At 63.5% G+C, this 13542-nt stretch carries 11 protein-coding genes; 10 read left to right on the top strand and 1 reads right to left on the bottom strand.

From position 1 onward, the window contains the following. Positions 1–15 precede the first annotated feature (15 nt). The 10 genes from REH34_RS03030 (at position 16) to REH34_RS02985 (ending at position 12015) form a co-directional block, all read left to right on the top strand. On the top strand, positions 16–1251 hold the full coding sequence (locus REH34_RS03030) for an SfnB family sulfur acquisition oxidoreductase (protein ID WP_311970702.1): 1236 nt from the start codon (positions 16–18) through the stop codon (positions 1249–1251). A gap of 4 nt (positions 1252–1255) precedes the next feature. After that, entirely contained in the window at positions 1256–2494 is a 1239-nt protein-coding gene (locus REH34_RS03025) for an SfnB family sulfur acquisition oxidoreductase (RefSeq protein ID WP_311970701.1), read from the top strand. 36 nt (positions 2495–2530) lie between these two features. Beyond that, positions 2531–3925, top strand: coding sequence for an LLM class flavin-dependent oxidoreductase (locus tag REH34_RS03020; RefSeq protein ID WP_311970700.1), 1395 nt, complete (start codon positions 2531–2533; stop codon positions 3923–3925). Then, complete coding sequence (locus REH34_RS03015; protein WP_311970698.1) at positions 3922–5652, top strand: ABC transporter ATP-binding protein; 1731 nt, start codon at positions 3922–3924, stop codon at positions 5650–5652. Before REH34_RS03020 ends, REH34_RS03015 begins: the two co-directional genes overlap by 4 nt. A gap of 24 nt (positions 5653–5676) precedes the next feature. Then, positions 5677–7344: an ABC transporter substrate-binding protein gene (locus REH34_RS03010; RefSeq protein ID WP_311970697.1), complete on the top strand. Its 1668-nt coding sequence runs from the start codon at positions 5677–5679 to the stop codon at positions 7342–7344. A gap of 64 nt (positions 7345–7408) precedes the next feature. Then, positions 7409–8380, top strand: coding sequence for an ABC transporter permease (locus REH34_RS03005; protein WP_311970696.1), 972 nt, complete (start codon positions 7409–7411; stop codon positions 8378–8380). Continuing rightward, on the top strand, positions 8377–9228 hold the full coding sequence (locus REH34_RS03000) for an ABC transporter permease (RefSeq protein WP_311970695.1): 852 nt from the start codon (positions 8377–8379) through the stop codon (positions 9226–9228). Before REH34_RS03005 ends, REH34_RS03000 begins: the two co-directional genes overlap by 4 nt. 210 nt (positions 9229–9438) lie before the next feature. After that, positions 9439–10281, top strand: coding sequence for a MetQ/NlpA family ABC transporter substrate-binding protein (locus REH34_RS02995; protein WP_226504760.1), 843 nt, complete (start codon positions 9439–9441; stop codon positions 10279–10281). Beyond that, positions 10278–11369 carry an ATP-binding cassette domain-containing protein gene (locus REH34_RS02990; RefSeq protein ID WP_311970694.1) on the top strand — a complete coding sequence of 364 codons (1092 nt, stop codon included), beginning with the start codon at positions 10278–10280 and terminating at the stop codon, positions 11367–11369. Before REH34_RS02995 ends, REH34_RS02990 begins: the two co-directional genes overlap by 4 nt. Continuing rightward, entirely contained in the window at positions 11362–12015 is a 654-nt protein-coding gene (locus REH34_RS02985) for a methionine ABC transporter permease (protein ID WP_226504758.1), read from the top strand. The genes REH34_RS02990 and REH34_RS02985 overlap by 8 nt, the downstream gene beginning before the upstream one ends. Before the next feature lie 121 nt (positions 12016–12136). Here REH34_RS02985 and REH34_RS02980 read toward each other — a convergent pair whose 3' ends face one another. Beyond that, the gene (locus REH34_RS02980) at positions 12137–13468 is read right to left on the bottom strand and encodes a hypothetical protein (protein ID WP_311970692.1); all 1332 of its coding nucleotides are present in this window, start codon (positions 13466–13468) and stop codon (positions 12137–12139) included. Positions 13469–13542 lie beyond the last annotated feature (74 nt).

The raw sequence follows: 13542 nt of genomic DNA, 5'->3' as shown, positions 1-13542 counted from the left end.
TGAAGCGAGGCCCGTGTGACTACCTTTTCCGCGCAGCTCCCGGCAGACACCGCTCCGGCTGTGTTCCCCGCCCATGTGATCGCCACCGACGCCGAAGCCCTACAGGCGGCCCGCGAGTTCGCCGAGTACGCGAGCCGTGATGCGGCCTTGCGTGATCGCGAGCGACGGCTGCCCTGGGCCGAGCTTGAGCGCTTCACCGCCAGCGGTCTGGGCGGCATCACCGTCCCTCGTGCGTACGGCGGCGCCGAGGTCAGCTATGTGACCGTCGCCGAAGTATTCAAGATCATCTGCCAGGCCGACCCGGCGCTGGGGCAGATCCCGCAGAATCACTTCGGGGTGCTCAGTGTGCTGCGTCATGTGGCCGAGCCCGCGCAACAGCAGGCGTTGTTCCAGAGCATCCTCGAAGGCCGGCGCATCGGTAACGGCGGCCCGGAGCGGGGCACTAGACATACCCTCGACCTGCGCGCCACTGCACAGCGCCAGGCCGATGGCAGCTACCGCATCAAGGGCGAAAAATTCTATTCCACCGGCGCCTTGTTCGCCCATTGGGTCAGTGTCAAGGCGCTGGACGAGAACGGCCAGGCGGTGATGGCGTTCGTCGAGCGCGGCAGCCCTGGCCTGCGCATCGTCGATGACTGGTCCGGTTTCGGCCAGCGCACCACCGCCAGCGGCACCGTGTTACTCGACGACGTGGTGGTGCCTGCCGAGCGGGTCATCCATAGCGGGCATCTGGCGCAGATGGCGAATATCCAGGGCGCGTTCTCGCAGTTGATTCAGGCCGCCATCGACGCAGGCATCGCCCATGCCGCGGTGGCCGATGCCATCGCTTTCGTGCGCGACAAGTCGCGGCCCTGGCATGACGCGCAGGTCGAGCACGCGCGGATGGAGCCCTTTGTGATCGCTGAGGTCGGCAAGTTGCAGATCGAACTGCTGGCCGCTGACGCCCTGCTCGAGCGGGCTGGCCGCACGCTCGATGAAGTCGCCGCGCAGCCACTGGATGATGCCAGCGCTGCGCGAGCTTCGATCGCGGTGGCCGAGGCCAAGGTGCTGACCACCGAGATCGCCCTGCAGGCCAGCGAAAAACTCTTCGAGCTGGCCGGCAGCCGCGCCACCCTGGCCGAGTTCAACCTCGATCGCCATTGGCGCAACGCCCGCACCCATACCCTCCATGACCCAGTGCGCTGGAAGGTGCACGCCGTCGGTAATTACTACCTCAACGGCGCATTGCCTGCGCGCCACTCCTGGATCTGAGCCCATGAACGCACCCTTGCAATCAGGTACATCTTCGTCGGGAGCCAGCCCCCTCGCTACAGGGCGCGTTGTGCTGATCGAGAATGATGCCCAGGCCCTCGCTGCGGCCGAGGTATTGGCGCAGCAGTTCAGCCTTGACGCTGCGCTGCGTGATCGCGAGCGCCGCTTGCCGCATACCGAACTGGAGGCGTTTTCTCGCTCCGGGCTATGGGGCATCACCGTGCCGCGAGCCTTTGGCGGTGCCGAGGTCAGCAGCGTGACGCTGGCCAAGGTGATCGCGCGGATTGCCCAGGCCGATGGCTCGCTGGGGCAGATTCCGCAGAACCATTTTTATGCACTGCAAGTGTTGCGCGTCAACGGCAGCCTGGCCCAGCAGCAGCGCTTGTTCGCCGAAGTGCTGGCCGGTGCGCGCTTCGGCAACGCGCTGGCCGAGCTGGGCACCAGCACCTCGCAGATTCGTACCACTGCGTTGACCCGCGACGGTGAGGGTTATCGCATCAACGGCCGCAAGTTCTACGCCACCGGGGCTTTGTATGCCCAGCGGATTCCGACCTCGGCGGTGGACGAGCAGGGTGTGCAGCAGATGGTCTTCATCGATCGCGATACCCAAGGGCTGAGCATCGTCGACGACTGGTCCGGCTTCGGCCAGCGCACCACCGGCAGCGGCTCTGTGGTGCTCGACAACGTTTACGTGCAAGCGCGCGACATCGTGCCGTTTCAGGCGTCGTTCGATCGCCCGACCAGCGTCGGCCCGCACGCACAATTGATGCATGCCGCCATCGACACCGGCATCGCCCGCGCCGCTTATGAAGACACCCTGCGCTTCGTGCGTGAACACGCACGGCCGTGGCCGGATTCCGGCGTCGACAAGGCCAGCGACGACCCACTGACCATCAGCGAGATCGGCCGCCTGGCGATCCGGCTGCACGCCGCCGAAGCCTTGCTCGAACGCGCAGGCACCGCCGTCGATGCCACGCTGCACGCGCCCGATGCCGCGAATGTTGCCCACGCATCCTTGGCGGTGGCCGCCGCCCGGGCCTTGAGCACGGAAGTATCGCTGGCTGCCGGCAGCAAGTTGATCGAACTGGGTGGCGCCCGCGCGTCCCTCAGCGAGCACGGCCTGGATCGCCACTGGCGCAACGCCCGCGTGCACACCCTGCACGACCCGGTGCGCTGGAAGTACCACGCCATCGGCAACTTCCACCTCAATCAGCAACTGCCGCCGCGCAAAGGCTACATCTGACTGCGCAGGCTGCTCGCGCCACCAAGAGATCACTCCATGGCACACAAACAGATCCTGCTCAACGCCTTCAACATGAACTGCGTGGGGCACATCAATCACGGCCTGTGGACCCATCCGCGGGACCGGTCGACCGAATACAACACCCTCGAATACTGGACCGACCTGGCCAAGACCCTGGAGCGCGGGCTGTTCGACGGGCTGTTCATTGCCGATATCGTCGGGGTCTATGACGTCTACCAGCAGGGCATCGACCTGACGCTCAAGGAGAGCATCCAGCTGCCGGTCAACGATCCCTTGCTGCTGGTCTCGGCCATGGCCGCGGTGACCCGCCACCTGGGCTTCGGCCTGACTGCCAACCTCAGCTACGACGCGCCGTATCTGTTCGCCCGGCGCATGTCGACCCTCGATCATCTGACCCGCGGCCGCATCGGCTGGAACATCGTCACCGGTTATCTGGAAAGCGCCGCCACTGCCATGGGCCGCCCGGCCCAGGTCGAGCACGACCGACGCTACGATCAGGCCGATGAATACCTCGAGGTGCTGTACAAACTCTGGGAAGGCAGCTGGGAAGACGACGCCGTGGTCAAGGACCGCGAACGCCGCGTCTATGCCCAGCCCGGCAAGGTGCACAAGGTCGAGCACCGTGGCGAGTTCTATCAGGTCGAGGGCTATCACTTGTGCGAGCCCTCGGTGCAGCGCACCCCGGTATTGTTCCAGGCCGGCTCTTCGCCCCGTGGCCAGCGTTTCGCTGGCGAGCATGCCGAGTGCGTGTTCATCAGTGGCCAGAGCCGTGCGGCAGTCAAAGTCGCGGTCGACACCATTCGCGACAGCGCGCGCAAGGCCGGCCGTGACCCCCAGGCGGTCAAGGTGTTCATGGGCATCAGCGTGGTGGTCGGCGCCACCGAGGCCCTGGCCCGCGAGAAACACGCCGAATACCTGCGTTATGCCAATCCCGAGGCGGGCCTGGCGCACTATGCCGCGTCCACTGGCATCGACCTGTCGCGCTATGCACTGGACGAGCCGATCCGCTATGAGAAAAACAATGCCATCGAGTCGGCGGTCAAGACCCTGACCCGCAACAACGACTGGACGGTACGCCGCATCCTTGAAGAGAACGCCTTGGGTGGCCGCTACCCGGCACTGGTCGGTGACCCCGAGCAAGTGGCGGATGCGTTGCAGGCCTGGATCGAAGACACCGGCCTGGACGGCTTCAACCTGACCCGCACCGTGACCCCGGAAAGCTACGAAGACTTCATCGACCTGGTGATCCCGGTGTTGCAGGCCCGCGGCCTGTACAAGACCGAATACGCCCAGGGCAGCCTGCGCCACAAGCTGTTCGGCCAGGGCGATCGTTTGCCCGCCGAGCACAGCGGCGCGCGCTGGCGTCAGGCGCCTGCTTCGGCCGACAACGCCAAAGTGGCCCGTTCATGACAGCGCTGCTGGATGTCCGCGGTCTGCAGGTCAGCTTCGCCGGCCAGGCCGTGGTCCGTGATCTGGACTTCACCCTCGAGGCTGGGCAGACCCTGGCGTTGGTGGGCGAATCCGGCTGCGGCAAGTCCAGCACCGCAATGGCGCTGATGCGCCTGCTGCCCAAATACGCCGAGGTCAAAGGGCAACTGCTGTTCGAGGGCCGCGAGCTGCTCGGCCTTTCGGACAAGCACATGAGCCAGTTGCGTGGCGATGCGCTGTCGATGATCTTTCAGGAGCCCATGACCTCGCTCAACCCGCTGCAGAGCATCGGCCAGCAGGTCGCCGAAACCTTGGTGCTGCATCGCGGCATGACCCACCAGGCAGCGCTGGCCGAGGCTCTGACCTTGCTTGATCGGGTCAAGCTGCCTGAAGCGCACAAGCGGTTGCTCGACTATCCCCATCAGCTGTCTGGCGGTCAGCGGCAACGGGTGATGATCGCCGCAGCCATCGCTTGCAAACCGCGCCTGCTGATCGCCGACGAGCCGACCACCGCCCTGGATGTCACCCTGCAAGCACAGATACTCGCTTTGCTTGATGAGCTGCGTGCCGAATTGGGCATGGGCCTGCTCCTCATCACCCACGACCTGGGCGTAGTGGGGCAGTGGGCCGACCGCGTGGTGGTCATGCACGGTGGGCGCAAGGTCGAGCAGGCCAGCACCGAGCGCTTGTTCGCGGCCCACCCGCAGCCGCCGTTGCACCCCTATGCCGCCGGTCTGTTGCAGGCGTCGATGCACGACGGCGGCAAGGGCCATTACCGCGACAACCGTCTGAGCGAGATCCGCGTGCGCGAAGATGCTCAAGGCCAGGTGCTGTTTCAGGGCTTCACCCCTGAGCCCGTACAGTTGTTGCCGATCGGCCGTCAGCCGTTGTTGCAGGTGCGCGACCTCAAGGTTCACTACAGCGCGCCCCATGGCCAGCGCGTCGAGGCGGTGCGCGGCGTCAGTTTCGAGGTGCGTGGCGGCCAGACCGTCGGGTTGGTAGGCGAGTCAGGGTGCGGCAAGTCGAGCCTGTCGCGGGCGATCATGCGCCTGGTGGACAGCGCCGGCGGGCAGATCGTGCTCGACGGCGAGGACATTACCGCGCTGCACGGGCGCGCGCTCAAGCCGTTCCGCCGCCGGGTGCAGATGGTCTTTCAGGACCCTTACGCTTCGCTCAACCCGCGCCAGACGGTGGCGACCTTGCTCGACACTGCGCTGCGCATCCATGCCGTGGGCGATCGCCGCGAACGCCAGCAACGCGCCGCTCGCATGCTCGATGCCGTCGGCCTGCCGAGCAGCGCCCTGGCGCGCTACCCCCATGAGTTCTCCGGCGGCCAGCGCCAGCGCATCGGCATCGCCCGGGCGCTGCTGCTGGAGCCGCAACTGTTGATCTGCGACGAGCCGGTGTCGGCGCTGGACGTCTCGGTGCAGGCACAGATCCTCAATCTGCTGGTCGAGCTCAAGGCGCAGTTCAACCTGGCCTACTTGTTCATTTCTCACGACCTGGCGGTGGTGCGCTACTTCGCCGATCAGGTGCTGGTGATGAACGCCGGGCGCATCGTCGAAAGCGGCGATCACCAGCAGGTCTGGCAGCACCCGCAACACCCGTATACCCAGAGCCTGATCGAGGCGGTGCCGAGCTGTCGGCCCGAGGCGAGCTGGCAATCCCTGTCCCGGCCCGCGGCAGTGTCCGCCGCTCAAGCGCTATAGAGGCGCTCTCAAGGAAACAACCTCATGCACGACCTTTCATTGGTGCCCCGCCGCGCATTCGCGATGGTGGCCAACGCGGTGCTGGCTGGCAGCTTGTTGTTGAGTGCCACGGCATTTGCCGCCGACACTGCGCCCGCTAACGGCAACGCTGCGGCCAGCGAGCAGGGCGCCCAGCGCGGCGGCGTGCTCAAGGCGGTGATCCAGCCCGAGCCGCCGACCCTGGCGTTTTTCATCAATACCGCCACGCCGACCCGCGCCGTGGCGAGCAAGATCTTCGACGGCCTGTTCGACTACGGGCCGGACTTGAAGCCGCGTCCACAACTGGCCCAGAGCCTGGACATCTCCCCTGACGGCCTGACTGTTACCTTCAAGCTGCGGCCCAATGTGCAATGGCATGACGGCCAGGCGTTCACCGCCGCCGACGTCAAGTTCAGTGCTGAAGTGATCTGGAAAAAATACGCTCCCACCGCGCGGCGGATCTTCCAGAACCTGACGTCGGTAGATACCCCGGACGACCTCACCGTGGTCCTGCACCTGTCCAAGCCGGCGCCGGTGCTGGTCAACGCCCTGGACGTGGTCAGCGCGCCGATTCTGCCCAAACACCTGTACGAAGGCACCGACATCCTCAACAACCCGTACAACAACAAGCCGGTGGGTACCGGGCCGTTCGTGTTCAAGGAATGGCAGCGCGGCAGCTTTATCAGCCTGACCCGCAACGAGCACTACTGGGAAGCCGGCAAGCCGTATCTGGACGGTATCGTGTGGAAGATCATCCCCGATGTCGCCGGCCGCGCCACCGCGTTCGAAACCGGCGACGTGCAATACGGCGAGCGCAACCCGGTAACCTTCGCCGACGCCAAGCGCCTGGCCAAGCTGCCTGATCTGGAAGTTTCCACCGACGGCTACAACGGCTTCGCCTCGTGGTTCTGGTTGATGCCCAACCTGCGCGATCCGATCCTCGGCAAGCTGCAGGTGCGTCAGGCCATCGCCCACGCGATCGACCGCCAGGCACTGGTCAAGACCGTGTGGAATGGCTATGCGGTACCTGCCACCGGGCCGGTGTCGTCGTTGCTCAAGGGGTTTTATGACAAGGACACCCAGCAGTACAACTACGACCCTGCCGAGGCCGAACGGCTGCTCGATGCGGCGGGCTTCCCACGGCAGGCCGACGGCTGGCGGTTCAAGCTCAACCACGACTACATCCCTTATGGCGATGACTACAAGCGCACCGGCGAGTTTGTCCGCCAGGCACTGCGCAAGGTCGGTATCGACGTGACCCTGCGCAGCCTCGACCTGGCCACCTGGACCAAGAACGTGTTCACCGATTACAACTTCCAGCTGGTCAGCTCCTGGGGCGCCAACTGGCAGGATCCGCAACTGGGTGTCGAGCAGCATTTCTGGTCCAGGTCCGAGAGCAAAGGCACCCCGTGGTTGAACGCCACCGGCTACGCCAACCCGGAGATGGACGCGGCTCTGGAAGATGCCCAGACCCAGCTCGATCCGGCCAAGCGCGTGCTCGACTACAACAAGGTGCAGGAGCTGGCGCAGCGTGATCTGTCGCAGATCGTGCAGTTCGAGTTCCGGTGGTTCGGCATCTGGGATCGCCAGTTGCGCAACGTCACCGACACCTACGATCACTCGCAAAGCAACTTCGCCCACGTCTGGCTCGCTCCCAAGGCCGGCGCCCAGTAATACCTCCTGGCCGCGGGGCGCCTTTGCCGGCGTCCTGCGCAGGACCTGACCCGGTGACACAGCCATGCTGAACCTGGTATTGCGCCGCCTGCCGTTGATCGTGTTGACGGTGTTGGCCACGGCGGTGCTGAATTTCTTTCTGCTCAAGGCCGTGCCCGGCGATCTGGTGGATGTCATCGCCGTGCAGAGCGGCTCGGCCACCCCTGAATACATGGCGCAACTGCGCGCCGCCTATGGGCTGGACAGCGGTCTGCTGACCCAGCTGGGGCACTATCTGTGGCAACTGGCGCACCTGGATCTCGGCCATTCGTTTCGCTACAACGAATCGGTGCTAGGCCTGATCCTCGGGCGCTTGCCGGCGACCCTGGCGCTGGTGGGCGCGGCGCTGACCTTGGCGGTGGTCTTCGGGGTGCTGTTCGGTATCGCCTCGGCGCAGCGCCCCCATGGCTGGCTCGACACTGTGTTGTCGAGCCTGTCGACCCTGGGCTACAGCGCGCCGATGTTCTGGACTGCGCTGATGCTCATCGTGCTGTTCGGCGTGCAGCTGGACTGGCTGCCGGTCTCGGGCATCGAGGAAATCGGCGTCGACCGCCACGGTGCGGCGCTGTGGCTGGACCGCGCGCGGCACCTGGTACTGCCGGCGTCGACCCTGGCGTTGTATTACCTGGCGGTGTTTGCGCGGCTGTCGCGGGCTTCGATGATCGAGACCCTGCAAGAGGATTTCATCCGCACCGCACGCGCCAAGGGCAACCGTGGCCCGCGGATCGTCTGGCGGCATGCCCTGCGCAACGCCATGCTGCCGGTGGTGACCATGTTCGGCTTGCAGAGCAGTGCCTTGCTCGGTGGCAGTATCGTGGTCGAAAGCGTATTCGCCTGGCCGGGGCTGGGGCAGTTGTCGTTCGATGCCATTACCAATCGCGACCTCAATGTGCTGCTCGGCATCCTGCTGTTCAGTGCGGTGCTGGTGGTGCTGTTGAATCTGCTGGTCGACCTGCTGTATCGCGTGCTCGATCCACGAGTGAGGCATGAGCCATGAAACAGCTGTTACGCAATCTGGCACGGCAACCCTCGGCCTGGGTCGGCGGGATCATGTTGCTGCTGGTCGCAGGCGCCGCGCTGAGCGCGAGCCTGTGGTTCCCCGGCGATCCGCTCGAGATGGTCGGGGCGCCGTATCTTGCACCGGGGGAGGACGGCGATTTGCCGCTCGGCACCGACCTCATGGGTCGTGACCTGCTGGCCGGGCTGTTGCACGGCGCGCAGGTGTCGTTGCTGGTGGGCGGGGTGGCGGCCTTGATCGCCTTGAGCATCGGTATCGTGATCGGTGCCTTGGCCGGTTTCTATCGCGGCAAGGTGGATGCAGCGCTGATGCGCATCACCGAGTTTTTCCAGACCATCCCGGCGTTTTTGCTGGCGATCATCCTGGTGGCGGTGCTGCAACCGTCGTTGGCAACCCTGGTGTTCGCCTTGGGCGTGACGTCCTGGACGGGCATCGCGCGCCTGACCCGTGGCGAGTTCCTGGTGTTGCGCGAGCGCGAGTTCGTGCGCGCCGCCGAGGCGCTCGGGGCATCGCCGTTGCGCTTGATGGTGCTGGAGATTCTGCCTAACGCGCTGACGCCGATCATCGTCAGCACCGCGCTGCTGGTGGCCAACGCGATATTGTCCGAGGCGGGTCTGGCGTTTCTGGGGTTGGGCGATCCTAACCATGTGAGCTGGGGAAGCATGGTTGGTGTGGGGCGCGAGGCGTTGCGTACCGCGCCTTATATGACCGCGTTGCCTGGGGCGGCGATCATGCTCACGGTACTGGCGTTGAATCTGCTTGGCGATGCGCTCAATACCGCGCTCAATCCCAAGCTCGCCCGGCAGCGCGGCGCGGCATTGGTTTGAATGTAGCGAGGGGGCTTGCCCGCGAAAATCGTACCGGCGCCATCAATGCGTAGAGCATGCCGAATCGGGGGCAAGCCCCCCGCTACAGGCATATTTATATTCCATTAGAGTATTTAAACCTCTGCGCTTATTCGTATAACGTTAGTGCTCCTAGCCTAAATCCCTGCCTCGACCGGACTACCGGAGATCGCTTCCTTCAGGAGCTTTGCCGTGTCGATCAGGTCCGTTTTGCGTCACTCTCTGTTGTTTTCCGTGTTGCTGACACCGCTGGCGAGCTTCGCCGCCCAGCCCACTCAGCACATCCGTATCGGCATCAACGACAGCCCGCAGAACGTCGCGCTCGAGGTGGCCGCCAAGCGCGCCGCTGCCAAGGGCCTTGACGTTGAACTGGTGTCGTTCAGCGACTGGAACACGCCGAACATCGCGCTCAACAACGGTGATATCGACGTCAACTACTTCCAGCATCAACCCTTTCTGGATAACGCCAACAAGCAGAACGGCTTCGATCTTGTGCCGATCGGCCTGGGCGTGGAAAACCGCGTCGGGCTGTACTCCAACAAGGTCAAATCTTTCGACGAGGTCAAGGATGGCGACACCGTTGCAGTGGCCGACGATCCAGTCAATCAGGGCCGGGGCCTGCACCTGTACGAGCAGGCCGGCTTGATCACCCTGCGCGCCGATGCCGGGCCTAAAGCAGGTCTGCAAGACATCACCGGCAATCCCAGACACCTGAAATTCATCGAGCTGCCCGGCCCGCAACTGGCACGCGTGGTGGATGACGTCACCATCGCTCAGAGCTATCCGTCGCACATGCTGGCCGCCGGCAAGGACCCGAACAACGCATTGCTGTTCAGCCAGAACGCTCCGGGCGATCACCTGTATGCACTGCGTTTCGTAGTAGCACGCAAGAACCTCGATAACCCGGCCATCAAGGAGTTTGTGCAGATTTTCCAGAACGACCCTGAAGTGCGCGCGGCCATCGAAAAGTCCTACGGCAACCCGAAACTCTACTCGCTGGGCTGGCTCGATGATGCCAAAGAGGCTTCGCGATGAGCCAGGTGGTGCCACTGCGTCCATTGACGCTTGTGGCTGAGCCGGTGCCGGACGCCGCTCAGGTGCATGTGCAGATCACCCAGCTGGGCAAGACCTATCAGGCCGGCAGCGGCGCGGTCACAGCCCTGACCGGGGTTGACCTGAGCATTCGACGCGGGGCGATCTTCGGTGTTATCGGCCGCAGCGGCGCCGGCAAGTCGAGCCTGATTCGCATGCTCAATCGCCTGGAGGAGCCGACCGAGGGCAGCGTCAGCATCGACGGTGTCGACATCGGCACTTTGCACGGCAAGGAGCTGGTGGCGTTGCGCCGGCGCATCGGGATGATCTTCCAGCACTTCAATCTGCTCTCTTCGCAGACTGTGCTGGAAAACCTCGCGCTGCCACTCAAAGCCGCGGGCATCGGCCGCGCGGTGATCGAACAACGCGCTCGCGAACTGCTGGCGCTGGTCGGCCTGGAGGGCAAGGAGAAGGTCTACCCATCGCGGTTGTCCGGCGGCCAGAAGCAGCGCGTGGGCATTGCCCGGGCGCTGATGCTCGAACCGCAGATCCTTTTGTGCGACGAGGCCACCAGCGCGCTGGACCCGGAGACCACCCAATCAGTGCTCGCGCTGCTCAAGGAAATCAACCAGCGCCTGGGCCTGACCCTGGTGCTGATCACCCACGAGATGGCGGTCATCCGGCAGATCTGCGACCACGTCGTGGTGCTGGAGCAGGGCCGCGTGGTGGAGCAGGGCCCGGTGTGGAAGATCTTCGGCCAACCTCAGGCCGAAGCCACCCGAGCGTTGCTGGCGCCACTGTCAACACAATTGCCAAGCGACCTGGCGGCGCGTTTGCAGGCCAGCGATGGCAGCGGTGCGACCGTGCTGGAGCTGATCTTCGATGGCCAGAGTGCGCGCGAACCTGATGTGTTCGCCATCGGCCAGGCACTGGGTGGCCAGGTCGAGTTGCTGCATGGCGGTATCGATCGGATCCAGGGCCGCGCGCAGGGACGGTTGCTGATTTCTACCGTGGCGCCGGCCAGCCGTGTCGCGGCCTTTCTGGAAAAAACCGGGCTGTTCAGCAGCGCCAAGGTGATCGGTCATGTCTGAATTCATGCTTAAAGCGTTGTGGAAGGCCTTTGTCGATACCCTGACCATGGTCGGTATCTCCGGCGTACTGGTGTGGTTCGCCGGCATTGCCTTGGCCATGGTGCTGATCACCACGGCCCGCGGGGCGATCTTCGAGGCACCGACCCTCAACCGGGTACTGGGCGGCATCGTCAACGGCTTTCGGGCCACGCCGTTCATCATCTTGCTGGTGGCGCTGATCCCGCTGACACGCTTGTTGACGGGCACCACCATTGGAGTCTGGGCGGCGGTGGTGCCTATCACCCTGAGCGCCACGCCATTTTTCGCGCGCATCGCCGAAGTCAGCTTGCGTGAAGTGGGCGGTGGGGTGATCGAGGCAGCCCAGGCCTTGGGATGCGAGCGCCGACATATCATCTTCAATGTGCTGCTGCCCGAAGCGTTGCCGGGCATCATTGGCGGCTTCACGATCACCTTGGTGGCGATGATCGGCGCCTCGGCCATGGCCGGTGCCATTGGTGCGGGTGGTTTGGGCGATCTGGCGATTCGCTACGGCTATCAACGCTATGACACCCAGGTGATGCTGTGCGTGATCGCCATGCTGATCGTGCTGGTGTGCGGGATTCAGTATTTGGGCGATCGCTATGTGCAGCATTTGCGGGCGCGGTGAATGCCCTGCGGGAGTGACGTGACCAGCCGCCCTGCGGTTACCCGAAGGGCGGCTGGTGGTGTCGCATTCGATTCAGGATCTGCCGACTCGGGAGAGTGCGTAGCATCCTTATCGCCGGGTGTTATTGGGGCTCACCGCCTTTGAGCCACCAGATATCGTTTCTATCACCGAGGATGATGTCTTTATCTGACAAAAGCTGGATATGCGATGTGGTAGTGGGGCCGGCGGACCTGTCGAAAGCTGCTTTTCCGTCTTCTCCAAAGTTCTTATCGAACTGGCCATCGCCGAGCAGGCGTGCGATGCCGATGAGTCTTCGAGACGGGATGGGGCCGGACAGGACCATTCGGGTTTCCCCCTTCTCTGTGTAAAAGATACCTCTATGCCAATTGCCGTATCCTGGCTCGATCTCGGTCAGCAGCAACTGTCCTCCATAGAAGGAAAGATCTTGTTTTCCTTGATCGGTATATCCGCGAACCGCCCCGATGAAATTGTCATCGTCGAACGTACTGCCTATCACTTTCAGAGCACCATCTTCGCCGGCCCATAAGCTGTAGACGATAAAAAAATCTTGCCAGTCTATGCGCACCAATCCCTGGTCGTTACCGCAACCGCCGAAGTCAAAGTGGCGCTGGCCTGTCACGTCGTACCGCAGCATGAAGTAGTTGCCTTCGAGTGGATCGACGATCTTCAGTGCTTCCTGAACAAGTATGACGAGTTCGCTTTGCTGACCTCTCGTCTGTAGTACTGCCTGTCTGGCGACGTTGTAGGTGATGCCGGACCCTGCCAATGTCTCCACTACGTAACCGGTTTTATTGAACGCTCTGTCGAGCTCACCTGACCCGTCGATTCGTACAACGACCGCGTTCAGTTGTTCAAAATCGCCCCATGTCACGGTAAACACTAAGTATGCGCCTAGGCTGTCAGCGGCGCTGTACACCGTTGCGGACTTCGGCGGTAGGCGCTTTTGCTGATCAGTGGTGAGCCCCAGGTCTGGACTGCTTACCAGAATACGAGGGTCCTTACGGCCTTCGATGTTCAGATCGGACACCCGGACGATGGCGTGCCCGCCTACGCCATAGGCGGTGTCCAAAGCGCCATGCGCGTGGAAGCGCGTAATCGATAACTGGTCGGCATGCCCGCCGCCCGTCACCAGAAACGATCCATCGTCCAATTGGTGAAATTGGTCGAGATCCAGGAAGACGGGGTCCTCGAACAGAAAGAATCCCTTTGTGTCCCCGAATGATGTGTCCAGCGTGCCTTGGGGGGTGAATCGGGAGAGGTAGTAGCCTTGCTGAACGCCGGAGCGACGCGAGAGCACCAGTATGTTGCCTTGGGCAGTCAATTCGAGCCAGACCAGGTAACCGTCGGCACCCGTATGGTCGAGCGTGACTTTGCCGTTGTTGAACACCGGGTTGAGATCCCCCGGTCTTTTTGCTTGATGTTGATCAACCATGGTGCTCACCTCGGTGGGGTTGCAGATGAACCGTAATGATTCGGTGCCAAGCAGCATATTGAGGCCACGGGCTA

This window comes from Pseudomonas baltica (assembly GCF_031880315.1).
Classification (GTDB): Bacteria; Pseudomonadota; Gammaproteobacteria; order Pseudomonadales; family Pseudomonadaceae; genus Aquipseudomonas.
The sequence above is the reverse complement of the archived record's forward strand: the minus strand, read 5'-3'. Positions and strand labels throughout refer to the sequence as shown.

Bases quoted from the DNA above. Each gene is read 5' to 3' on its own strand.
- REH34_RS03025 (WP_311970701.1), top strand. From the start codon at position 1,256: ATGAACGCACCCTTGCAATCAGGTACATCTTCGTCGGGAGCCAGCCCC.
- REH34_RS03010 (WP_311970697.1), top strand. From the start codon at position 5,677: ATGCACGACCTTTCATTGGTGCCCCGCCGCGCATTCGCGATGGTGGCC.
- REH34_RS03015 (WP_311970698.1), top strand. From the start codon at position 3,922: ATGACAGCGCTGCTGGATGTCCGCGGTCTGCAGGTCAGCTTCGCCGGC.
- REH34_RS02985 (WP_226504758.1), top strand. From the start codon at position 11,362: ATGTCTGAATTCATGCTTAAAGCGTTGTGGAAGGCCTTTGTCGATACC.
- REH34_RS02980 (WP_311970692.1), bottom strand. From the start codon at position 13,468: ATGGTTGATCAACATCAAGCAAAAAGACCGGGGGATCTCAACCCGGTG.
- REH34_RS03000 (WP_311970695.1), top strand. From the start codon at position 8,377: ATGAAACAGCTGTTACGCAATCTGGCACGGCAACCCTCGGCCTGGGTC.
- REH34_RS03020 (WP_311970700.1), top strand. From the start codon at position 2,531: ATGGCACACAAACAGATCCTGCTCAACGCCTTCAACATGAACTGCGTG.
- REH34_RS02990 (WP_311970694.1), top strand. From the start codon at position 10,278: ATGAGCCAGGTGGTGCCACTGCGTCCATTGACGCTTGTGGCTGAGCCG.
- REH34_RS03005 (WP_311970696.1), top strand. From the start codon at position 7,409: ATGCTGAACCTGGTATTGCGCCGCCTGCCGTTGATCGTGTTGACGGTG.